This is a genomic window from Micromonospora sp. SH-82, from assembly GCF_051132485.1.
Taxonomy (GTDB): domain Bacteria; phylum Actinomycetota; class Actinomycetes; order Mycobacteriales; family Micromonosporaceae; genus Micromonospora.
In genome coordinates this window covers 967,263-990,146 of record NZ_CP148049.1, presented here as the reverse complement: position 1 = coordinate 990,146, position 22,884 = coordinate 967,263, and the positions used below count along the sequence as shown (strand labels likewise).

Annotated in this window: 14 protein-coding genes; 7 read left to right on the top strand and 7 right to left on the bottom strand. The window is 70.1% G+C overall.

The window, feature by feature from the left end:
- Positions 1-110 precede the first annotated feature (110 nt).
- Together WHN02_RS04590 and WHN02_RS04585 are read left to right on the top strand one after the other, a co-directional pair.
- On the top strand, positions 111-3,149 hold the full coding sequence (locus WHN02_RS04590; RefSeq protein WP_434742202.1) for a transglycosylase domain-containing protein: 3,039 nt from the start codon (positions 111-113) through the stop codon (positions 3,147-3,149).
- A 1,266-nt stretch (positions 3,150-4,415) separates the two neighbouring features.
- Positions 4,416-5,948, top strand: coding sequence for a glycosyltransferase family 87 protein (locus WHN02_RS04585; RefSeq protein ID WP_434742201.1), 1,533 nt, complete (start codon positions 4,416-4,418; stop codon positions 5,946-5,948).
- A 114-nt stretch (positions 5,949-6,062) separates the two neighbouring features.
- Here the strand turns inward: WHN02_RS04585 and WHN02_RS04580 are convergent, their stop codons facing one another.
- Positions 6,063-8,348 carry a hypothetical protein gene (locus tag WHN02_RS04580; RefSeq protein ID WP_434742200.1) on the bottom strand — a complete coding sequence of 762 codons (2,286 nt, stop codon included), beginning with the start codon at positions 8,346-8,348 and terminating at the stop codon, positions 6,063-6,065.
- Positions 8,345-9,136 (bottom strand): deoxyribonuclease IV, encoded by a 792-nt coding sequence (locus WHN02_RS04575; RefSeq protein ID WP_434742199.1) that lies wholly within the window; start codon positions 9,134-9,136, stop codon positions 8,345-8,347. The genes WHN02_RS04580 and WHN02_RS04575 overlap by 4 nt, the downstream gene beginning before the upstream one ends.
- 573 nt (positions 9,137-9,709) lie before the next feature.
- Here WHN02_RS04575 and rpsF point away from each other — a divergent pair.
- From rpsF to rplI, 4 genes are all read left to right on the top strand, one after another.
- Complete coding sequence (rpsF, locus tag WHN02_RS04570) at positions 9,710-10,000, top strand: 30S ribosomal protein S6 (protein ID WP_350895403.1); 291 nt, start codon at positions 9,710-9,712, stop codon at positions 9,998-10,000.
- Positions 10,001-10,079: 79 nt separating this feature from the next.
- Positions 10,080-10,613 (top strand): single-stranded DNA-binding protein, encoded by a 534-nt coding sequence (locus WHN02_RS04565; RefSeq protein WP_350895402.1) that lies wholly within the window; start codon positions 10,080-10,082, stop codon positions 10,611-10,613.
- Between the two features lie 41 nt (positions 10,614-10,654).
- A complete protein-coding gene (gene rpsR / locus WHN02_RS04560; RefSeq protein WP_013289355.1) occupies positions 10,655-10,894 on the top strand; it encodes a 30S ribosomal protein S18 in 240 nt (79 codons plus the stop codon).
- Positions 10,895-10,908: 14 nt separating this feature from the next.
- A complete protein-coding gene (gene rplI, locus WHN02_RS04555) occupies positions 10,909-11,355 on the top strand; it encodes a 50S ribosomal protein L9 (RefSeq protein WP_434742198.1) in 447 nt (148 codons plus the stop codon).
- A 104-nt stretch (positions 11,356-11,459) separates the two neighbouring features.
- Here rplI and WHN02_RS04550 read toward each other — a convergent pair whose 3' ends face one another.
- On the bottom strand, positions 11,460-13,508 hold the full coding sequence (locus WHN02_RS04550; protein ID WP_434742197.1) for a hypothetical protein: 2,049 nt from the start codon (positions 13,506-13,508) through the stop codon (positions 11,460-11,462).
- A 203-nt stretch (positions 13,509-13,711) separates the two neighbouring features.
- Between WHN02_RS04550 and WHN02_RS04545 the strand changes: the two genes are divergently transcribed.
- Positions 13,712-17,389, top strand: a complete 3,678-nt coding sequence (locus tag WHN02_RS04545; RefSeq protein WP_434742196.1) for a replicative DNA helicase — start codon at positions 13,712-13,714, stop codon at positions 17,387-17,389.
- Between the two features lie 37 nt (positions 17,390-17,426).
- On the opposite strand, the gene WHN02_RS04540 is transcribed toward WHN02_RS04545, so the two are convergent.
- The 4 genes from WHN02_RS04540 to WHN02_RS04525 are packed head-to-tail and all read right to left on the bottom strand — an operon-like array spanning position 17,427 to position 22,348.
- Positions 17,427-17,819 carry a zf-TFIIB domain-containing protein gene (locus WHN02_RS04540; protein WP_350895398.1) on the bottom strand — a complete coding sequence of 131 codons (393 nt, stop codon included), beginning with the start codon at positions 17,817-17,819 and terminating at the stop codon, positions 17,427-17,429.
- 22 nt (positions 17,820-17,841) lie between these two features.
- Positions 17,842-18,474: a phosphoribosyltransferase gene (locus tag WHN02_RS04535; protein WP_434742195.1), complete on the bottom strand. Its 633-nt coding sequence runs from the start codon at positions 18,472-18,474 to the stop codon at positions 17,842-17,844.
- A complete protein-coding gene (locus WHN02_RS04530; protein WP_434743818.1) occupies positions 18,471-19,793 on the bottom strand; it encodes a glycosyltransferase 87 family protein in 1,323 nt (440 codons plus the stop codon). Before WHN02_RS04530 ends, WHN02_RS04535 begins: the two co-directional genes overlap by 4 nt.
- Positions 19,794-19,822: 29 nt before the next feature.
- Positions 19,823-22,348: a putative bifunctional diguanylate cyclase/phosphodiesterase gene (locus WHN02_RS04525; protein ID WP_434742194.1), complete on the bottom strand. Its 2,526-nt coding sequence runs from the start codon at positions 22,346-22,348 to the stop codon at positions 19,823-19,825.
- Between the last annotated feature and the right edge of the window lie 536 nt (positions 22,349-22,884).

The following is a 22,884-nucleotide window of genomic DNA, read 5'->3' as shown; positions in this document are numbered from 1 at the left end:
AAACACTCCGGGGGCCGCAGCGACTGCCGGCTGCGGTGACGGGTGTTTCAACTCACGGCAAACCGGTGGCGGCGCATCCGCGTCCCACCGCGACCGGCAGGGTGTGAGGAATGAACTCGTACGGCGATCCCAGTTCCCCCTACGGGCGGGCGCACATCCCAGATGCGGACGACGCGTACCGCTCGCCGGGGACCGGTAGGTCACCTGTGCAGGATGGTCCGGCCCCGACCGGCCGGGCGTCGGCTTCGGTCACGCCCCGCGCCGCGTCCAGCGGCCGGGCCTCGGTCGGCGGCTCCGCCCCGGTGCCCCGTGGTGCGGCGACACCGCCCCCGGCGGCACCGGTGGGCCGGGCCGGGCCGGGCCGCGCCTCGGTGCCGGTCTCCCCGGCCTCGGGTGGTGCCCCCACTCCGCCCGGTCGTTCCGGTCGGGCCTCGGTGCCGGTCTCCCCGGCACCCGGTGCCGGTTCGGCGGGCCGGGCGGGCGTCGGAGGTCCGGCGGGACGTGCCTCGGTCGGTGGACCCGCCGGGCGGGCCGGCGTCGCCGGCACCCCGGGTCGGGCCCGCGTCGGCTCGGCCGCGGTCGGCGGAGCCGCCGTCGGCGGGGCGAGTGTCGGTGCGGGTGGACGGGCCTCGGTGGCCCGCGCCGCCGTCTCCCCGGCCTCCCGGGAGTCCGACCTGTTCGGCGGGGCGGACGGCTTCGGGGGCTCCGGCGGATCGGGCGGTGGCCCGAACGGTCCCGGCGGGGGCGGCCGACGGGGTCGCGGCGACGGGGACCCGGACGCGGTCCGCCGCGCCAAGAAGCGCAAGCGGGTCAACATGATGATCGCGAGTTTCGCGGTCTTCATCATGCTCGCCGGTCTCGGCGTGGTCGGGTTCACCTACTACTCGACCACCGTCGTCCTCCCGGACAAGCTGCCGCTGCCGCTCTCCACCACCGTCTACGCCAGCGACAACAAGACGGTGGTGGCGAAGCTCGGCAACGAGAACCGCACCATCGTCGGCATCAACGACATCCCCGAGCACGTGCAGCACGCGGTTGCCGCCGCCGAGGACCGGAACTTCTACCGGCACTCCGGTGTGGACTACAAGGGCATCGCCCGGGCCGCGTGGAACAACCTCTCCAACGGCGACCGGCAGGGTGCCTCCACGATCACCCAGCAGTACGCCCGTAACGCGTACGCGAGCCTGAAGGACGACACGTACGCCCGGAAGGTGAAGGAGGCGATCCTCGCCTCCAAGCTGAACGACAACATGAAAAAGCCCGAGATCATGCAGCACTATCTGAACACGATCTACTTCGGGCGGGGCGCGTACGGCATCGAGGCGGCGGCCGGCACGTACTTCAAGAAGCGGGCCAAGGACCTCACCGTCGCCGAGGGCGCGGTGCTCGCCGCGGTCATCAAGCAGCCGGTGGCCAGCAACACCCACCAGGGCTTCGACCCGTCGGTCAACCCCAAGGACGCGCAGGACCGGTGGCGGTACGTCCTCGACGGCATGCAGACCGAGGGGTGGATCGGTTCGCCCGGCAAGCCGGAGCGTCCCACCGACTACCCGAAGGTGGTCAAGCCGAGCAAGGACGGCAACGGGTTCGGCGTCAACACCCCCCGGGGCAACGTGATCAACTACGTCCGGGCCGAGCTTGAGCAGTGGGGCGTGTGCACCAACTCCGGCGCGGACGGCAAGCCCAGCTGCGTCGACGAGCTGCGCGAGGGTGGTTACCGGATCAAGACCACCATCAACCCGAAGATGCAGACCGCCCTGGAGAAGGCCGCCCAGCCGGGTCGGAAGGGCTCGGTCCTGAACGGTCAGCCGAAGAACCTGATGGCCGCCGTGGTCTCCGTCGACCCGCGCAACGGCCGGGTCCTCGCCTACTACGGCGGTGACAGCGGCGCCGACTTCGACTACGCCGGCAAGAACACCAACTCCAACGGCGACATCGTCGGCGGGCACCCGCCGGGCTCGTCGTTCAAGGTCTATACCCTGGCCGCCGCGCTGGAGGCGGGGATGTCGGTCAAGTCCCGCTGGGACGCCACCCCGTTCAAGCCCGAGGGGTACGACGCCGAGATCCAGAACGCCGGCCGGGGTGCCGGTATCTGTGGCAAGAACTGCACGCTGGAGGTCTCCACCGTCCAGTCGTACAACGTGCCGTTCTTCCACCTGACCGAGAAGATCGGTGCGGACAAGGTCGTCAACATGGCCCGCCAGGCGGGCGTCGGGACGATGTGGACCGTCGACCCGCCGAAGCCGTACGACCTGATGAAGAACAAGCCGGAGGACCTCGCGCCGAGCAAGTTCGACCGGGTCGTCGGGTACGGGCAGTACCCGGTCACCGTCCTCGACCACGCCAACGGCCTGGCCACCCTCGCCAACGGCGGGGTCTACAACAAGGCGCACTTCGTCCTCTCCGTCGAGCGGCAGAACAAGGACACCGGCAAGATGGAGAAGGTCGCCGGGACCGGGGAGAAGCTCGACCCGGAGCGGCGGGTCCGCAAGGACGTCGCCGACGAGGTCGGCGCGGTCCTCAAGGAGATCACCGCCAGCAGCCAGAACGGCAGGCTGGACGGCAACCGCCCGGCGGCCGGCAAGACCGGTACCTGGGAGCACAACAGCACCGACAAGAACGCCCATGCCTGGATGGTCGGCTACACCCCGCAGCTCGCCACGGCGGTCTGGATCGGCAGCCGGGACCCGAAGAAGCCGGCGATCCTCGACAAGGACGGCAACAACATCGGCGGCGGCAACATCCCGTCCATGGTGTGGAAGAAGTACATGGACGAGGCGCTCAAGGGTGCCAAGGTCGAGCAGTTGCCGAGCATCACCGGCATGGGCGACACCGAGGCCGGTAACGGCGAGGCCCCGCCGCCTCCGCCGCCGGACCCGCAGCCGGAGAACCCCGGCAACCCGGGCAACGGCAACCCCGGCTGCAACCGGTTCGTCGACATCTTCTGCCCCGGCGGTGGCAACAACGGGGGCGGCAACAACGGTGGTGGCAACAACGGTGGTGGAAACGACGGGGGCGGTAACGACGGCGGCGGCAACGACGGCGGCGGCAACGACAACCCCGGTGGTCCGGGCGGCGGTGAGACCCCGCCCGAGCAGGGTGGCGGGGGGATGTTCCCGGTCCGACCGCCACGCGGCGGCGACAACTAGGGATTGACGCGACGACGGCGGCCGGGATCCTCCCGGCCGCCGTCTCCTGTTCTGGGGTACGCCGTTTCAGGACAGGCCGTCGTAGCAGTTCCCGCGACGGTTCTCGTTCATCGGCTGGGTGGGCGTGGCGTGGGCGGGTTCTGGTGGAAGCTGTGGACGGGGTAGGAGTGAGCGGGGTAGCTGGGCGGCATACCTGATTGCCCCGTCATGGAGGGGTGGGACAGGGCGGCAGTTCGGGCGACAGTCGACGGGGATGGTCCAGAACTGGTAGCCGGTTTCCGGTCCTGTATCTTGGCTGCCCAATCTGGGACTTCCCTGTTGTGTTTTGCTGCTTGCCTCCGCGCATGCGCTCGTGCGTTCAACTTCTGTTGTTGGCTGAGGTCGTCCCAGTTGGCCGGGCGGCCGTCGGCGTCCAGCCGGCGGCGTACGATCCTTGCCCACTCCGGGGGTTCTTCCCCCTCCTCCGCCGCTCGCTTTCGCGCTCTCTGCCGCGCCTGTTCCTGCTGTTTACTGGTGAGTTCGTCGTAGTTGGCCGGGCGATCGGCGAAGCTTCTGTGATCTTTGCCTGGGTCCGCCCTCGCCCACGCCGGGACCTCGTCTCCCCTTGCCGCTGCTCGATTCCGTGCCTGCTGACGTGCAGCATTCTTGGATTTCAAGGTGAGTTGGTCATAGTTCACCGGGCGGTCGTCGGCGTCGCGCTCGCGATTACTGCTTCGCTGCATCCACGCCCACTCTGGGATTTCTTGGCAATTCTTTATTGCTCGATTTCGTGTCTTCTGGCGTTCGTAGGCCCTCTGCTGCGGGGTGAGTCGGTCCCAGTCGATCGGCCGTCCTTCCCGAAGAAAAGCCGGAAGGTTCTCCGGCTCGGGTGTTCTCATGTCCAGGGCAGCCAGCCGGCCGTCGTCGTGTTCCGGTGTCCACCAGAGTTCGTCTGCCGCAGGTCCGCCGCGAAAGTAGTCGTGGTTCGGATCCGCCGGCGGGTAGGTGTCGTTACTTTCGGTAGTGTCGGGGCGGGGGTCGAAGTCCGAGAAGCGCTCTTGTGGTCCGTCGGGTGATTCATCCACAGTTTTGACTCGCTTTGCGGTCGGCTGGTCGTCTGTGAATGCTATTACCAGAGCATCTCGGGCGAACGAGGGCCGAATCGACAGCATCCCTGTATCCGCACCTCGATATGACTGACATCGCCGGGGTGCTCGTGGTCCATGTCGTCCGGTGCCAGGCCCGATGAGCTTCTGTAGTGGTTGTCGATACGGCAGGATGCTGGGCATGAGCACCCAGCCCACGCCAGGGGTCGACGACGAGTCCGCGCCCCGCGACCACCCGTCCCGGTCGGACGGGTTCGTACGCGGTGTCTCCCAGATGATCGGCGGCCCGCTCGGCGACCACGCGTCCTCGCTGGACCGTTCGGGCCGAGCCCGGCAGCGGTTCTGGACCGCCGCCCGGATCGTCCTCGCCCTGGTCTGTCTGACCCTCGTCCTGCACTGGGTGCAGAAGTCCCCCTGCCACAGCGGGGCCTGGCAGAACAATATCCAGTACACCCGGTTCTGCTACTCCGACGTCCTGGCGCTCTACTACGCCGAGGGGCTCAACGAGGGCAAGGTCCCCTACCGGGACCACCCCGTCGAGTACCCGGTGCTGACCGGTGCCTTCATGGGCGTGCTCGGCCTCCCGGTGTACTACCTCGGCCGGGACAACCCGGAGATCAACCAGGGGCAGTGGGCGTACAACGCGAACGCCCTGGTCCTCAGTGCGCTCGCGGTGGCGACGGTCGCGGTGATCCTCGCCCTGCGCCGCCGACGACCCTGGGACGCGGCGCTCTTCGCGCTCTCCCCGGCCCTGCTGGTCACCGCCACCGTCAACTGGGACCTGCTCGCCATCGGGTTGGCCGCATTCGGGCTGCTCGCCTGGGCGCGGAAGAAACCGGTGGTGGCCGGGGTGGTGATCGGGCTGGCCGGGGCGGCCAAGATGTTCCCGATCTTCATACTCGGGCCGATCCTGGTGCTGGGGCTGCGCTCCGGGCGGGTCCGGGCCGCGCTGACAGCCCTCGGTACGGGACTGGCCACCCTGGTCGCGGTGAACGTGCCCGTGGCGTTGCTCTACCCCGAGGGGTGGGGCCGGTTCTTCGAGCTGAACAGCACCCGTCCCATCGACTGGGGGACGTTCTGGTACATCGGGCGCTACCTCGACGGCCGGGTGAACTTCAGCGGCCCCGGCTCCCAGGGGCCGTTCGAGTGGCTCAGCGCCAACGTCCACACCCTCAACTACATCTCGTACGCCCTCTTCGGGCTGGCCTGCATCGGGGTGGCCGTACTGGCGGTCAGGGCACCCGTCCGACCCCGGCTGGCCCCCCTGGCCTTCCTGGTCGTCGCCGCCTTCCTGCTCACCAGCAAGGTCTGGTCCCAGCAGTTCGTCCTCTGGCTCCTGCCCCTGCTGGTGCTGGCCCGCCCCAAGTGGGGGGCCTTCCTCGCCTGGCAGTTGGCCGAGGTCGGCTACTTCGTCGCCTTCTACGGTGAACTCCTCGGCACCGCCGTCGGCACCCCGGTCTTCCCCGAGGGGGTGTTCGTGCTGGCGGCGGCGCTGCGCTGGGGAACCGTCGCGGTGCTCTGCGTCCTGATCATCCGAGAGGTGCTCCACCCGGAGCGGGACGCGGTCCGCAGGACCTACCCGGACGACCCGGACGGCGGGGTGCTCGACGGGGCACCGGACGCACCATGGGTCGACCGATGGCGGCGTCGCCGCCCCGCCGAACCGGCCACCATCGCGGCCGGCGACCCGACACCGACACCGGCCTCCGCCTGACCCGACCCCGGGCCTCCGCCTGATCCGGACCGGGCCTCCGCCTCGGTCTGACAGGAACCGGCACCGGCCCCGAGGGTGAGTTCCCTCGGGGCCGGTGCCGTGTCACGCCACAGGTCAGAGCCGGTAGACGACGGTGTCGCCGAGCTCCTCGCGGGTGATCCCGAACTGGTCGACGGCCTTGTCGATGTTCGCCTCCCAGGGCGTACCGGCGACCTGGTCCCGGACCACCAGGACGTTGTGCACCCCGAGGGTGCGCAGGTAGTCGATGCTCGTCTGGTCCGGGAAGTTGACCGAGACTTCGCGGACCTGCTCCAACTGGAGCGGGGTGAAGCCACTCCCGCCGTTGACCAGGTCCTGGAACTTCGAGGTGCTCCAGAGCATCACCGGCTGGTCGTGGTTCTGGCTGCTCGGCAACACCAGCAGCGGCCCGTTGACGGTCCGCATGGCGGCGGGCTGCTGCGGAACCACCGGGTGCGGAGTGGCGTTGAGCCCCTCCGCCAGCACCAACAGCAGCGGCAGCAGGGTCGCCAACCGTAGCCACGGACCCGGCCAGGACGGGATCCGCTGGGCGGCGAGTTCGCGTACCCGGATGCAGACGGCGGTGACAGCACCGGCGGCGAGCAGCCCGAGCAGCAGGGTCGTCCAGAGCATCAACCGGCCCGGCGTACGGATCCCGTTCCACCCGGGCAGGTACTCGAAGAGCGGGGCGTACGTCCAGGTGCCGCCGAAGAACTCGGTCCCCATCGCCAGGATCATGGTGACCACCACCCCGGCGAACATCAGCAGCCGGTGTCGCAGCCGCCACACCGAGAAGAACAGCCCCCCGAGAGCGAGGGCGTACAGCACGAACCCGGGCAGCAGGGTCATCTCCGGCGACCAGGGCAGCAGCTCACGGGCCCCGGCGTGCAGCCCACCCCAGATCCGGGACTCCTCGGGCGCGGTGAAGAAACCAAACCACGGTGGTGAGTAGATCGCCACGTCCCCGAGGGTGCGCTCGGCCTGCGGATGCAGGTCGGCCACCTTGAAGTACGGGACGGCCAGCAGCAGACCGACGGCGGCGAAGAGCGCTCCACCGACCAGGTCGGCGACGAGGAGCCGGACACCGAACGGGTGCTTCACCGGCCGGATCAGGTACCTCCGCAGGAACCAGACGACAGCGGCGACGAGCACCGTGCCCGCGAGGAAGTACGCGAACAGCAGCCCGATGCCGAAGCCGAGGCTGAGCTGCCAGGCGGCGACGAGCCAACCCGAATACGCCCACCCCTCGTGTCGCCGGGCGGGTCGGTAGCCGTACCGCAGGGACCAGCCGTGTCCCCGGGCCAGCATGGCCAGGGCGAGGGGGATCCCGCCGTTGGAGATCACGTGCAGGTGACCGGCCTGGGCGAGCAGCCAGGGCGCGTACGCGAAGCCCACCCCGGCCACCGCGCCGCCGATCCGGCCCGCCCCCAACTGCCGGGCCAGCGCGTACGCCCCGAACGTCGCCAGCGCATGAGCCAGCACGAACAGGATGTTGTACCGGAGGAGGGCGGCTTCGGGACCGGTACCGATCATGCCGGCCGGGGCGTACCCGAGCAGCGTGTCGGAGAAGGCGAAGCTCCACGACTCGGGGAAGAACGTGTTGGCGTGCCAGAGCTGGCCCGGGTTGGTCAGGAGGATGTGCCCCGACCAGGCCATCTGCCAGGCCTGGAGGCTCGGGTCCCAGTAGTCCTGGGGCAGCGTCTGCAACGGGTGACGCAGCGCCGGCCAGGTCATCGCCACGGCGAGGAGGACAGATCCGACGACTGCCAACGTCCACTCGTGGACCGCCGTCCGTCCGACCGCCCGGACGACCCGACCGGCCCCCGTCGGAACCCGCTCCGGCTCGGGACCGAAGGCCCCCCACCGGTCCTCGGTAGACCGGTCACCGGCTGCCTTCCCGTCGGTGGCTTTCCTGCGCCAGAACATCCACTTCGGCGACGCGGGTGCCGCCACCGCCGCCTTGGGGTCGGCCTCGGCGGCGGCGGTCTTGGCCTCGGCGGCGGTCTTGGCCTCGGGTGTCGTCTTCGCCTCGGCGGCGGCCTTGGCCTCGGCTGCCGTACCGTCGGGTACCTTGCCCGGCGCTGCCTTCCCACCGGATCCGGCCGTCGTAGCGGTGGCTGCTGCGGCCTCCGTCGTTGCCTTCCCGGCCCCCCGATCGTCCGCTGTCGACTCGGCTGCCGTGGAACCGGCCGCCTTCGACTCGGCCGCCGTGGACCCGCCCGTGGTGGACTCGGCGGGCGGTCTCGCGGGTGGGTCGCCGTCGGTCGCCGTGCTCTCGGTGGTGGTCTCTGCGGTGGCGTCCGTCGAGGGGGCGGGGGGTTCGCCCGACGGGCCGTCGGTGGGGCGGGGGTCGGCGGCGGCGTCGGACTGGTCGGTGGTCATGCCGACGCGACCTCTCCGCCGAGCTGCTCGCGGAGGAAGGTGATGTCGGCGCCCTGGCCGGCGAGGCCGCCGGGGGTCTCCACGATGACCGGGGCGTCGGCCGCCCGGATCACCGCGACCAGCAGGTCGGATTCGATGGTGCCGCCGTTCAGGTTGTCGTGTCGGTCCCGGCCCGACCCGAACCCGTCCTTGGAGTTGTTCGCGTGGACCAGGTCGATCCGACCGGTGATCGCCTTGACCCGGTCCACCAGGCCCAGCAGTTCCTCACCGCCCGCGTGGGCGTGGCAGGTGTCCAGGCAGAACCCGACGCCGTAGTCGCCGATCACGTCCCAGAGCCGGGCCAGCGAGTCGAGTCGCCGGGCGCAGGCGTTGTCCCCACCGGCGGTGTTCTCGATCAGCACGGGGAGGGGGAATCCCCCGGACTCCGCCGCGTACGCGAAGGTCTTCCGCCAGTTGTCGAAGCCGACCGAGAGGTCGTCTCCGGCGTTGACGTGTCCACCGTGTACGACAAGTCCCCGGGCGCCGATCGCCGCTGCCGCGGCGGCGTGGGACACCAGCAGTTTCCGGCTGGGGATCCGGATCCGGTTGTTGAGGGTGGCGACGTTGATGACGTACGGCGCGTGGACGTAGAGGTCGATGTCGGCGGCGCGCAACCGGTCCGCGTCGGTCCGTGGAGTCGGTGCCTTCCAGCCCTGCGGGTCGGCGAGGAAGAACTGCGCGGCCTCGGCGGCGCGGCTGGTCGCCTCCGCCAGTGGGTCGGCCGCATCGACGTGAGCTCCGATACGCATGCAGGCGAGCCTACGTCGCGTCGCCGAACCGGTGGACGACGAACCCTCGGGTGTCGCCGCCGTCGCCCGCCGACCGGGTGGGACGGGTCGACGCGGCGCGTCACCGACCGGGGACCTCGTCGTTGAGCAGGTACGGCATCGACGTCTGACGACGCCGGAAGGTGTACGGAGTGTGAGCGTGCGGCCCGGATCAGATCAACCGGAAAATACCGCATTTGCTCATACAAGCGACGAGACCCGTTGTATCGTTGGATAACAACGCAATAAAGCTCCGCGGGGCGTCTTCGGTCCAACCTCATCGGTGTGGTCGTTCCTCCCCAGGTCCCACCCAAGGAATGCGGACGGGACGTCCCGCGGTCTCGTGGACAGGGGTCCGCCCGCACTCGTGTGTCGGAGCGGACCCCTGTCGCACGTCCCGGCCAGGCTGCCCGGGGGAAGATCGTCCCGACCGGCTATCCTGGTCCGGTTGTCCGCAACCGACCGGGATCCCCCGGGGATCGGGGCGGGCAGCGACGCACGACCTCCTGCCACGGAAGGACCGTGGCCGCATAGCCCACAGGAGGTGAGCACGTCTTGCGTCATTACGAAGTCATGGTGATCCTCGACTCCAGCCTCGAGGAACGCACCGTCGCACCGTCGCTCGACACGTACCTGAACGTGATCCGGACGTCGGGTGGCTCGGTGGAGAAGACCGACGTCTGGGGTCGCCGGCGCCTCGCGTACGAGATCGACAAGAAGACCGAGGGCATCTACGCCGTCATCGACCTGCAGGCCACCCCTGCGGCCGTGGCCGAGCTGGACCGTCAGCTGCGACTCAACGAGTCCGTGCTGCGCACCAAGGTCATCCGGCCGGAAGTGCGCTGAGCAGTCAACCCCAGTAATCGCCCGGATCAGCCTCGTCAGGCTGTCGTACACCTCTGAGAGCCTGTACGCGAACTGACGAGTGCGCGAGGAGATGGTCATGGCAGGAGACACCACCATCACGGTCATCGGGAACCTGACCGATGACCCCGAGTTGCGGTTCACCCCATCCGGGGCCGCGGTAGCCAAGTTCCGGGTCGCCTCGACGCCCCGGTTCATGGACAAGGCGTCGGGTGAGTGGAAGGACGGCGAGCCGCTGTTCCTTCCGTGCACCGTCTGGCGGCAGGCCGCCGAGCACGTCGCCGAGTCGCTGCAGCGTGGCGCTCGGGTGATCGTGTCCGGCCGGCTCAAGCAGCGGTCGTACGAGACCCGCGAGGGAGAGAAGCGCACAGTCATCGAGCTGGAGGTCGACGAGATCGGCCCGTCCCTGCGCTACGCCACGGCGAAGGTGCAGAAGATGTCCCGCTCCGGCGGCAGCAGTGGTGGCGGCTTCGGTGGTGGCGGTGGTCAGGGTGGCGGCGGAGGCAACTTCGACGACCCCTGGGCTTCGGCTGCGCCAGCACCCTCGCGCGGTGGTTCGGGTGGCGGAAACTTTGATGAGGAGCCCCCGTTCTAATGGCGCAGAGCGCCCGCGATCGCAAACCAGGAGCCCGAGCTATGGCTAAGGCTGCGGCCCTTCGCAAGCCCAAGAAGAAGGTGAACCCGCTCGACAAGGACGGGATCACCTACATCGACTACAAGGACACCGCTCTGCTGCGGAAGTTCATCTCCGACCGCGGCAAGATCCGCGCTCGGCGGGTGACCGGCGTCACCTCGCAGCAGCAGCGGCAGATCGCCCGTGCGGTCAAGAACGCCCGTGAGATGGCGCTCCTGCCGTACACGGCCACCACCCGCTGAGAGGAGGCACCGATATGAAGATCATCCTTACCCAGGAGGTTTCCGGCCTCGGTGCCCCCGGCGACATCGTCGAGGTCAAGAACGGCTACGGCCGTAACTACCTGCTTCCGCAGGGCTTCGCGATCGTCTGGAGCAAGGGTGCTGAGAAGCAGGTCACGGTCATCAAGCGGGCCCGCTCGGCCCGTGAGATCCGCGACCTGGGCCACGCCAACGAGGTGAAGGGCCAGCTCGAAGGCCTCAAGGTCAACCTGAAGGCCCGCGCCGGTGACGGCGGACGGCTCTTCGGCTCGGTCACGTCGGCCGAGATCGTCGACGCCGTCAAGGCCGCCGGTGGACCGACCCTCGACCGGCGTCGTCTCGAACTGCCCGGTGCCATCAAGTCGACCGGTTCCTACCCGGTGCAGATCAAGCTGCACCCCGAGGTGACCGCCAAGTTCGACCTGAACGTCCAGCAGGGCTGACACCGGCCGTACGACGATCCGGGCCCGTACCCCCACCCGGGGTGCGGGCCCGGACCGCGTCCGGGGACCACCGTCGTCAGGGGCGGGTGGCCCTTCCTCGGTGGTCAGCCGATCGGCTGACCGGTCACCACACTGATCATCACGGTGGAGAGACCACCGCCGACCACGGCGGCGGCCAGGGCTATCGTCGCCGCACGCCAGGTCGTACCCACCCGGCGCAGGAACTCCGCCACCAGCAGGCTGCTGGCGAGCGCCAACCCGAACCGGGGCGTACCCGCCCCCAGCGAGCCGAACGCCTGCGAGCGCGGCGAGGCGCAGCCGCCCCCGGTGATGTCGGTGACGCAGTCCGGCGGCGGCGCACCGTCGAGGGTGAGCAGCCACAGGACGACCAGGAACGCCGGCACCAGGTAACAGGCGACCGTGTAGACCAGCGGACGGAACGGCCCGGACGGGTCCGGGTCGAGCAGGTCGTCCTCAAGTCGTCGGGACCACGAACCGGGCGCCGCGATGGTCCGCCGCTTCGCCGCCGCGCCGGACGACCGGGTCACGCTGCTGACCGGCGCCAACGACGTGTCGTCGAGGGCGGACCGGCGTCCCACCGAGGTACGGCCGGTCGTCGGCCGCAATCCCGGCGACGTGTGGTCGCTCGCGACCCGACCGCCGGTGGTGCCCCGACCACCGGTCAGGGCGGGGTCCTCGCCCGTCACCTGCCAGCGGGACGAGGAGTAGCCGAGCGCCGGTGACTGCGGGGCCGCCGTCGACGGCTGCGTCCACCTGGGGTCGTCCCGGCCGTCGTCGGCGCCCAGGCCCCGGCTCCACCGGTCGCCGTCCGACCAACCACCGGAGAGACCGGTCTCCTCCGGCCGTCCGTCCCGGTCCCACACCCCGCTGACCGGTACCTCGCTACCGCTGACCGGTGCGCCGCCGGCGCTGGTGGGTGCGCCGGTGTCGCTGATCGGAGCCAGGCCGACCCCGGTGTCCTCCCACGGGTCGGGGCCGGGCAGCCGGGACCAGCGGTCGGCGTCCGCCCGCCCCCACTGACCGGTGTCGGTACGGTCCCACTGACCGGTGTCGGTACGGTCCCACTGGTCGGTGTCGTCAGTGCGCCGCCCACCGACACCGCCGGTGTCCCACGGGTCGACGGCGGGGATCCGATCCCACTGGCCCGTGCTGTCGACCTGACCGCCGAAGGTGCTCTCCGGCTCCTCACCGGCCCGTTGCCGGCGCCGTCCGGCCTCCCGCCCCCGGCGTCCGGCTTGACGGCCCGCCCCGCCCCACGGGTCGACAGGTGGCTGGTCCACGCCGGACTGGTCGGGGGAGCGTTCCCATCCCTGACCTGCCGAATCCGACCAGGTCGGGGTCGAGGCGCGCCGCCCACGCCGACCCCGTCCCGGCGACGGGGGCGTGGACGGGGTCGGCTCGGCGGCTGGCCGGTCCTCGGCTCCGGCTCCGGCCCCGGAGGCGGGGCCGGTGCCCGAGGTGGTGTCCTCCAGGGTGCTCCAGACCACCTCCGGTCGACGTGACGCCGAGCGACGGGGTCGGCTGCGGGAAGGAGCACCGGACACCGGCTTCTGCTCGTCAGCCTCGGCCCGGCGACTCCCGACGTACCCGTCCTGCTGCGGACGGTCGAAGGTCCACTCCTGCGTGTGTTCCAGCCCGGCGGAACCCGAACCAGGAGACCAGGTGGTTCCGGCGGGCTCGGTCGACCCCGAGGACCAGACAGTCCCGGCGGCCTCGGCCGACCCCGAAGGGCCGACGCTTCCGCCGGCCTCGGCCGGCTCCGTGCTCTCCCGTGCCCGGCGTCGCCCTCCGGGGCTCTCGGCGGCCCGTCGCCCTCCGAGGGTCTCTGCGGCCCGTCGCCCCTCGGGGCTCTCGGCGGCCCGTCGTCGCCCGGGGCGGGGGGCCGGCTCCTCGTCGGGGGCCGCGTGGCGTCCGCCGCCGTCGGCCCGTTCGACGCCGGACTCCACCGCCCAGCGGGGCAGGTACGCGTCGACCGGCTCCTGCTGTCCCCGCTCGATGGCCCGACGCCGACTCGGGGTGCGGTACCTGCCGGCGTCGTCGCCGGAGTCCGGGACCGATTCGCCGGAATCGCCCCACGATGAGATCGGCTCGCGCGGGCTGCCCTCCCCGCGTGCCCAGTCCCGGTAGCTCACGGCCGGAGCGTGACCCTTCTCAACCGAATGTGCAACCTGCTGACCTGGTGTAGCCGTCAGCAGGGAATAGTACGGGACGATCGGGCACCTGACCTGAACGGAAATTCTTTGTCCACAGGGTGGGTACGGCATAACCCCAGGTCACAGGCTTGTGGCACAGAATTCCCCAGCGGTTGTCCACAGGCTGTGCACACGCTGCGCACATGTTGGTCCACGCTGTCCACAGGTTGTCCCGAGACTCGTCCACCGGTGCTGTTGAAGCGCTGACCTCGATTTCCGTATGGTTACCCCCCGACCGGCCGTGCGATGGCCCCCGATCGAGCGGGCCGGTCGGTCGGAAGTTGCCGCGCCCTGGCTGGTCACGCCGGGGATTGATCCGACGCAGTGGAGGGGGACCCGTGTCGGTCACGGACGAACGGGCGGAGCCGCGGGTCGGCGGTCCGCCGTCCGCACCACAGCAACGCGAAGGTCAGTACGAGAAGACCCCGCCGCAGGACATCGCCGCCGAGCAGTGCGTCCTCGGGGGCATGCTGCTGTCCAAGGACGCCATCGCCGACGTCGTCGAGATCCTCAAGAGCAACGACTTCTACCGGCCGGTCCACGCCACCGTCTACGACGCCGTCCTGGAGATCTACGGTCGGGGCGAACCGGCCGACGCGATCACCGTCGCCGCCGCCCTCGCCGACTCCGGTGACCTCGGGCGGATCGGCGGAGCGCCGTACCTGCACACCCTGATCGCCAGCGTCCCGACCGCCGCCAACGCCGGCTACTACGCCAGGATCGTCAGCGAACGCGCGGTGCTGCGGCGTCTCGTCGAGGCCGGCACCCGGATCGTGCAACTCGGGTACGGCACTGCCGGTGGCGGCAGCCGGGACGTCGACGACATCGTGGATCTCGCCCAGCAGGCCGTGTACGACATCACCGAGAAGCGGGTCAGCGAGGACTTCGCGGTCCTGGCCGACATGCTCCAGCCCACCCTCGACGAGATCGAGGCGGTCGGCGCCCAGGGTGGCGTGATGACCGGCGTACCCACCGGCTTCACCGACCTGGACCGGCTCCTCAACGGCCTGCACCCCGGGCAGTTGATCATCGTCGCCGGGCGACCCGGTCTCGGTAAGGCCCTCGCCCTGGACACCCCGCTCCCCACCCCGGACGGGTGGACCACGATGGGCGAGGTCGCCGTCGGCGACCGGCTGATCTCCGCCGACGGGACCCCCACCACCGTCACGCACGCCTTCGAGGTCCGCCACGACCGCCCCTGCTTCGCTGTCGAGTTCAGCGACGGCGCGGTCGTCGTCGCCGACGCCGAACACCTCTGGCGGACCACCACCGTCGTGGCGGGCGGGGACCTCGACAAGGTCCTGACCACCGCCGAGGTCGCCGCGAGCCTGTGGAACGACGACGGGCGGCCCCACCACGCGGTGGGCAACTGCGCTCCCCTCCAGCTTCCGCACCGGGATCTGGCGGTCGCGCCGTACCAGGTGGGGACCCGTCTCGGCGCGGCGGCGGACGCGGGCCGGATTCCCCGGGGCTACCTGCGGGCCGCCGAGGGACAGCGGCGGGACCTGCTCGCCGGGATCCTGGACGCCGCCGGCACCGTCACGCCGACCGGCGAGATCCGCTGCGCCGTCGCCACCGTCGAGCTGGCCGAGGACCTCCGCGAGCTGGTGGTCGGTCTGGGTCACCACGGCACCGTCGACGAGCACGGCACCGTCACTGTCACCGCCGACGAGCCGGTGTTCCGGGTGGCGGAGAAGCTGGCGGCGCACGCCGCCCACCGGCCCCCTGCCGGTCCGAGGTCACGCGCCCGGTACGTCGTCGCCGTCCGACCGGTGCCGAGCGTGCCGGTCCGCTGCGTGACCGTCGACCACCCGGAGCACCTCTACCTGGCCGGGCGGGACATGGTGCCCACCCACAACAGCACCGCCTCGATGGACTTCGCCCGCAACGCGGCGATCCGGGCCAACCAGGCCGCCGCCATCTTCTCCCTCGAAATGAGCAAGGTCGAGATCGTCATGCGGTTGCTCTCGGCCGAGGCGCGGGTGCCGCTGCACGTGCTGCGCAGCGGGCAGCTCTCCGACGACGACTGGACCAAGCTGGCCCGGTGCATGGGGGAGATCAGCGAGGCCCCGCTCTTCGTCGACGACACCCCGAGCATGAACCTGATGGAGATCCGGTCCAAGGCCCGGCGGCTCAAACAGAAGCACGACCTGAAGATGATCGTGGTCGACTATCTCCAGCTGATGACCTCGCCGAAGCGGACCGAGAGCCGCCAGCAGGAGGTCGCGGACCTCTCCCGGGGCTTGAAGCTGCTGGCCAAGGAGGTCGAGTGCCCGGTCATCGCGGTGAGTCAGCTCAACCGTGGCCCGGAGCAACGTACTGACAAGCGCCCTCAATTGTCCGATTTGCGGGAATCTGGATGTCTGGTGGCTGCCACCAGACTCATCCGCGCGGACGACAACTCCGAGATCACGCTCGGGGAACTGCTGGAAGCGCAGACGAAAGACATTCCGGTGTGGGCACTGGACGAGTCGCTCCGCTACACGCCTCGAACCATGACCCACGTTTTTCCCAGCGGTCACCGTGAGACGTTTCGAATGACACTCGCCTCCGGCAAGCAGATCGAGGCGACCGCGAACCACCCCTTCCTCACGTTCGGCGGTTGGCAGCCGCTCGGCGACCTGGAAGTAGGTGCTCGGGTGGCAGCACCTCGCCACATTCCCCCTGCCCTCGCCCTCAGGCCGCTACCCGAGGCGGAAGTCGTGCTCTTGGCCCACATGCTCGGTGACGGGTCCTTCGTGCGTCGGCAGCCGATCAGGTACGCCAGTTGCGACGAAGAAAATCTCACTGCGGTGGCCGAGGCGGCTAAGCACTTCGGCATATCCGCCATCAGGGACGAATACGCTGCTGCCCGAGTGACGACGCTGCGACTTCCCGCGCCGTTCCGGCTTGCCCGAGGACGTCGCAATCCCATTGCAGAGTGGCTCGACGGCATGGGTCTCTTTGGTTTGCGTTCACACGAGAAGTTCGTGCCCGCCAGGTTCTTCGCACTTCCCAAGGAGCAGGTGACCCTCTTCCTTCGGCACATCTGGGCCACCGATGGTTCGGTGTTCGTCAACAAGTCCGGTCGCGGTGGGCGGGTCTACTACAGCTCCACCAGTCGACGTCTGCTGGAGGATCTCTCCCGGCTGCTGCTCCGTTACGGCATCACCGGCAGGCTCAAAGCGGTGCCGGTGGCTCGCCACCGCCCGCAGTACACCCTCGACATCTCCGGGCGGGACGACCAGCTTCGCTTTCTGCGGGAGATCGGTGTCCACGGAGCGCGATCGGAGAACTGCGTCAGACTGACTGAGGTGCTCGAACAGTCCACCAGTAACCCGAACGTCGACACGGTGCCGAAGGAGGTATGGACCCGGATCCGGGAGATCCTGGTGGAGCAGGGTGTCACCCATCGACAGTTCGCTGCCGCCATGGGCACTCAATTCTGCGGAAGCACAATGTGGAAACACTCGCCAAGCCGATCCAGACTTACGCAGATCGCCAAGGTGCTCGACGCTGTCGACCTTGAACTGCATGCAACCAACGACATCTTTTGGGACGAGATCGTCTCGATCGAGTCGTTGGGAGTTCAGGAAGTCTATGACGCCACTGTCCTCGGCACACACAACTTCATCGCCAACGGAATCGCAACCCACAACTCTATTGAGCAGGATGCCGACGTTGTCATACTCCTGCATCGAGACGACTACTACGACAAGGAGTCGCCTCGGGCCGGCGAGGCTGACTTCATCGTCGCCAAGCACCGGAACGGGCCGACGGACTCCATCACGGTGGCGGCCCAGCTCCACCTGTCCCGCTTCGTCGACATGGCGATCGTCTGATCGGGCCGGGATGCACCCGGCCCGATCGGAGAAATGATCAGCCGAACATCTCGTCGAGGAAGCCCTTGTTCTTCTTCCGACGGTAGTGGCCGTGGTAGCCGTGGTGCTGCTGCCCGTGGCCGCCGTACGCCGGGGCCGGAGCCGGGTAACCGGGAGCGTGGGACGGGTAGCCCTGGACCGGCGGGGCCGGAGGGTAACCGGGCTGGTGCTGCGGCGGCGGGGGCGGCGGGTACCCGCCCGGAGCGGGGGCGGCCGGCTGTCCCGGGACGGCCCCGGAGTTACGGCTGTTCCAGTTCGCCTCCGCCTCGAAGAGTTTCTCGAGTTCACCACGGTCGAGGAAGATCCCCCGACATTCACCACACTGGTCGATGACGACGCCGCTGCGCTCGTACTGGCGCATCTCGCCGCGACACTTAGGACAGGTCAGCATGGTCTGACGGTACCTGCCGATGTCACGACCGTGTCGTCAGCGCGGCGGTCACCTCGTCGTCGTCGACCTCGTGGAAGTCGTCGTAGTACGCGCCGACCGCGCCGAAACCGGTCGGGACCAGGGGACACACCACCTCGTCGGCGGCAGCGGCGAGGAGGTCGTACGCCTCGGTGGAGCCGACCGGCACGGCGAGCACCACCCGGTTCGCGCCCAACCGGCGGGACACCTCCACGGCGGCGCGGGCGGTGGCCCCGGTGGCCAGTCCGTCGTCGACGACGACAGCGGTACACCCGGTCAGGTCCAGCGGTGCCCGACCGGCCCGGTACCGGCGTTCCCGGCGGTCGAGTTCGGTCTGTTCGCGGCGGCGTACCTCGGCGATCTCGGTGGGGTCGATCCGCTCCGCGACCGCCTCGTTGAGCACCTCGACCCCGCCGGGGCCGAGCGCGCCGAAGGCCACCTCAGGGGCGCTCGGGTGGCCGAGTTTGCGGACCACGAGGACGTCCAGTGGGGCACCGAGGGAGTCGGCGACCACCCGGGCCACCGGCACGCCGCCCCGGACCAGCCCGAGCACGACGACGTCCGGCCGCCCGGCCAGCCGGGAGAGGTCCTCGGCGAGGGTGGCGCCGGCCTCGGCCCGGTCACTGTAGTTCTTCACGTTCTCAGGTCTACGCTCTCGCGCCGGTCCGCGCCGACGTCTCGGGAAACTGGGGTCGTCGACACCGCCGCCGCCCAGGCCAGCAGGGCGAGCGGGTAGAGCAGGTATCCGAACCGGGTCGAGGGCATCAGTGCGATCGCGGCGAGCAGCCCGTACCCGCAGAAGAGGGCGCTGGCGGCGGCGGTGCGGGGCGGGCGGCACACGAGTCGGACGGCGATTGCCAGCCCGGCAGCGACCAGTAGCGTCGCGGCGACCGCCCGACCGGCGGGCAGGGCGTCGGCGATGAGGAAGCCGGGGAACGGGGACTGGGCGGGGCTGGTGACCAGACCCTGCCCGAGGGGGAACCGGAGCACGTTCTCGGTCAGGGCGGCGCGGTCGACGAGCAGGACGGGCAGCAGGGCGAGCACCGGGAGCCCGAGCGCCCCGACGGCGACCCGGAGTCCGACCCGTCGGGTGGCCCCCCAGAAGATCAGGACGAGGGCGATCGGCAGGGCGAGGAGTTTCAGCGCCCCGGCCACGCCCACCGCGACACCCGCCAGGCCGGGGCGGTCGGTGGCGGCGAGGGCGAGGGCGAGCAGGCAGAGCGCGAGTACGGGCAGGTCGTCGCCGCCGGTGGCGAGGGTGAGCGCGCAGACCGGCAGGACGGTCGCCATCTGGACGGCGCGCAGCAGTAGGCGGTTGCGGTGCGGGGTGATCCCGTGCGGCGGGTCGATGCGGCGCAGCGTCCGGACGGCGAGGGCGAGCAGGAGGAGCGTGGCCACCGCGAACCAGACCCGGGCGTCGGTCCACCAGGCGTCGTGGGCGGCCCGGGGCAGACCGAACAGGGCCATCCCCGGTTGGTACGGGGTGTAGCCGAGGAGCCGTTCGTCGGCGGGGAGGGCGGCGATGGCGTCCCGGGCCAGGTAGGGGGTGCCGTCCTCGACGAGCCGTCGGCCGGACTCCTCGATGACCAGGACCTCCTCCTGTGCCCGGTCGGTGCGTCCGGCGGCCCGTTGGGCGCTCTGCAGTCCCACCGGCACCAGGGCGACCACGGTGAAGGTCCCGGCGGTCACCGCCCACCGGGCGGCGGTGCCGGTCACTGGCGAGTCCGGGTGGCGACGGCGCACGAGGAGTTGGCCGATGACGACGAGCGCGGCGACGAGGTAGCCGACGGCGGCCACGGTGCCCCAGCCACGGTGTGGCGGCAGGGTGGAGACGAGCGCGGTGACCGCTGCGAACACCGTCGATCCGGCGTAGAGGGCGAGGTCGAGGGGGAGACCGCCGGCGGCCCGGTCCAGGATCTGCCAACGGCTGCCCGACTCCCGGTCGGCGGCGACGATCACGCCGCCAGTCTGGCAGTGCGGTGCCCTCAGGCGGGCAGGTGGGGGTGACGGTCGGGGCGGGCCCGGCCGGGCTGGCGGCGACCGCCGGGCAGCCGGATGACCGCCCCGGAGTCGTGCAGTGGGGGCGCGAGGCTGCCGGGTCGTCCACCGGAGCCCCGGCGGAACGTGGCCAGGAGGGCGCTGGAGGACATCGGCCGGGCGAAGAGGTGGCCCTGGCCGGCGGTGCAGCCCAGCTCCCAGAGGGCACGTCGTTGCGGCTCGTTCTCGACCCCCTCGGCGACGACCGTGAGGTCGAGGCTGCGGCCCAGGTCCAGTGTGGAGCGGATGACGGCGGCGGCCTCGGCGGAGGTGTCCATCGCGGTGACGAAGCTGCGGTCGATCTTCAGTTCGTGTACGGGGACGCGGGACAGCAGGGACAGCGACGAGTAGCCGGTGCCGAAGTCGTCGAGGGCGAGTTGGATGCCGGCGTCGCGCAGTCGACCGAGCACCTGGTCGACGACGTCGAGTTGGCTGAGGGTGAGGGTCTCGGTCAGTTCCAGGATCAGCCGGTCGGGGGGCAGGTCGTGGGCGCGGAGTCGGGTCAGCACCGATCGGGGGAACTGCGGGTCGAGCAGGCTGCGGGGGGAGACGTTGACGGCGACCGGCAGGTCGAATCCGGCCTCGCGCCAGGCGGTGACGGCCAGCAGAGCCTGGTCGAGGATGGCGTCGGCGAAGGCGGGGAGCAGACCGGAGCGTTCCACCGCCTCCAGGAACCGCATCGGGTCGATCATCCCGTGGGTGGGGTGGTGCCACCGGGCCAGTGCCTCGGCGCCGATCGCCTCTCCGGTGGCCAGGTCGACGATCGGCTGGAAGTTGACTGTGAACTCCTGGTCGGCGACCGCGCGGGGCAGTTCGCCGCCGAGGGTGAGCCGGGCGAGGTCGGCGGTGTCGCTGGTCGTGGCGTACGTGCAGAGCCGCTGGCCGGAGCGTTTGGCCTGGTACATGGCGACGTCGGCGCGGCGCAGGAGTTCGGGCATCCCGCCGTCGGGACCGGGTACCGCGATGCCCCCGCTGGCCTCGACGCTGATCCGCATCCCGTCCACGTCGACGGGTTCGTCGAGTGCGCCGAGCAGCCGTTCGGCGCGGTGGGCGGCGACGGCCGGGGCGGGCAGGCCGCGCAGGAGGACGGCGAATTCGTCGCCGCCGAGCCGGGCCACCAGGTCGTCGGGGCGGGCGGCGTGGCGCAACCGGTCGGCGACCTGGGCGAGGACCCGGTCTCCGGCGGTGTGCCCGAGGGTGTCGTTGACCTCCTTGAAGTGGTTGAGGTCGATCAGCACCAGGGCGGTGACCCCGTCGGCGTGTCGGGTGCTGAGTTGTCGGGTGCCCTGTTCCAGGAGGTGCCGTCGGTTGGCCAGGCCGGTCAGCGCGTCGTGGCTGGCGGCGTGGGCGTGCTCCTCGGAGACCCGGGCCAGTTCGGCGTACGCCTGGGCGTTGCGGACCGCGGTGCAGAGCGCCGAGGCGAAGGTACGCAGGGTGTACTGCTCGCGTTCGGAGAGGCGTACCGGCCCGTGGAACCCGAGTCGCAGGGCGCCCACGTCGTCGGTGCCGTCGTGTCCTTCGAGGGCGATCGGGACGACGGTGCCGGTGGTGGCGGCGGTGTCGTCGTGGGGGCCGTCGTAGGTGATGCTGGCGTTGGTGCCGCGTACGGTCCGGTCGACGGTGGGGAGTGCGATCTCGACCTCGTCGGCGGAGAAGAGTTCGGCGGCCTGGACGACGGCTGTGGTCAGGACCCGGTCGAGGTCGACGACGTTGAGTGCGTCGGTGGTACGGGCGAGGCGCTGCCAGGTCTGCTGCTCGGTCCGGGCCCGGACCCGGGCGGAGTAGGCCAGGTGCAGGCTGAGCACCAGGGGCGGTACGGCGAGCAGCAGCCGTGGGTCGGCCCGCAGGATCAGCAGTGTGCAGACCGCCACCACGAACCGGGCGGCGAAGCCGGCGAGCCGGAGGTCCAGGTTGGTGCGGAACTGGCGGGGGATCTTGTTCCCGCTGGCCAGGGCGATGGCCGGGATCGCGAGGACGTCGTCGATGACGGCGGCGACGAGGTAGGCCACCGCCAGCGGTGCCACCATGTCGAAGGCCTGTTCAGGGGGCCAGCGCCAGTCCAGGGCGGTCAGGGTGGTGACCGCGCCGAGCGCCACCAGGACGTTCTTGCCGACGCCGAAGGCCAGTTTGATCCGGGGCAACCGGTGGAAGGCGATGGCGATGCCCACGGCGGTGCAGAGCACCACCCAGGGGCCGGGGGCGATGGCCGCCCCGACGATGATCGCGGTCTCGTTCCAGCTGATCGACTGGTTGGTGGAGCGGATCCGGATCCGGATGGTGACCCGGGTGCCGACGGCGATCAGGAAGGCCAGCATCACGACTGTCGCGCCGTCGGTGGCCGAGGTGGGGAAGGGCGAGGTCACGGCGAGGTGGAGCGCCCCGCCGACGACGGCGGTGGCGAGAACGACGACGAGACCGACGAGCAGCCGTAGCCGCCTGTCGGTCTCGTGTGCTCGTCGCTGGGAAAGTGTCACACCACTCCCCGGGCATCACGTCGTGATGCGTGCAGTCTAGTCGTTGCGCCGTCGCTTCAGTCGATTCAGGTCCAGTCGGTACCACGCACGGTTCCGCTCCCTTCATGCCCCAGCATCGATTCGAGGTGTTTCGAAGAAAGAGGGCGCCTCTGTCTGGTGGCAAGATTAGGGGAACTTTCACCCGGTTAGAAGGAATAAATGTCGTTATGGGCAACATAAGCCAAGTCGGGCCGTATTTGTCACGTTCTGTCCAGGGCGGAGAACGGAGCGCGGTGGAGGATTTCGCTGCGCGACCGTACGGTGGCTGGACGTCCGACTCTCATTGCCTGTCGGCGACGTACTGAACCGCATTCTTGCCGGTGACTTCAACCCGTCTCGAACCGGCATCCAAGAACCGCCTTCCACCTGCGGAAACATCCCCTGATCAGGGGTGATGCCAGCGATTCCCGGTGGCCGACGTGACGGAAGAATAGCGATGATCGCGCAAGGTGATCAGTCGTGGACGCTACCGTCGAAGCGTTGAATACGGCCGGTTC

What these genes read in the sequence shown, in the direction of transcription:
- WHN02_RS04590 (WP_434742202.1), top strand. Translation starts at nt 111, where the DNA reads ATGAACTCGTACGGCGATCCCAGTTCCCCCTACGGGCGGGCGCACATC.
- WHN02_RS04585 (WP_434742201.1), top strand. Translation starts at nt 4,416, where the DNA reads ATGAGCACCCAGCCCACGCCAGGGGTCGACGACGAGTCCGCGCCCCGC.
- WHN02_RS04580 (WP_434742200.1), bottom strand. Translation starts at nt 8,348, where the DNA reads ATGACCACCGACCAGTCCGACGCCGCCGCCGACCCCCGCCCCACCGAC.
- WHN02_RS04575 (WP_434742199.1), bottom strand. Translation starts at nt 9,136, where the DNA reads ATGCGTATCGGAGCTCACGTCGATGCGGCCGACCCACTGGCGGAGGCG.
- rpsR (WP_013289355.1), top strand. Translation starts at nt 10,655, where the DNA reads ATGGCTAAGGCTGCGGCCCTTCGCAAGCCCAAGAAGAAGGTGAACCCG.
- rplI (WP_434742198.1), top strand. Translation starts at nt 10,909, where the DNA reads ATGAAGATCATCCTTACCCAGGAGGTTTCCGGCCTCGGTGCCCCCGGC.
- WHN02_RS04545 (WP_434742196.1), top strand. Translation starts at nt 13,712, where the DNA reads ATGTTGGTCCACGCTGTCCACAGGTTGTCCCGAGACTCGTCCACCGGT.
- WHN02_RS04540 (WP_350895398.1), bottom strand. Translation starts at nt 17,819, where the DNA reads ATGCTGACCTGTCCTAAGTGTCGCGGCGAGATGCGCCAGTACGAGCGC.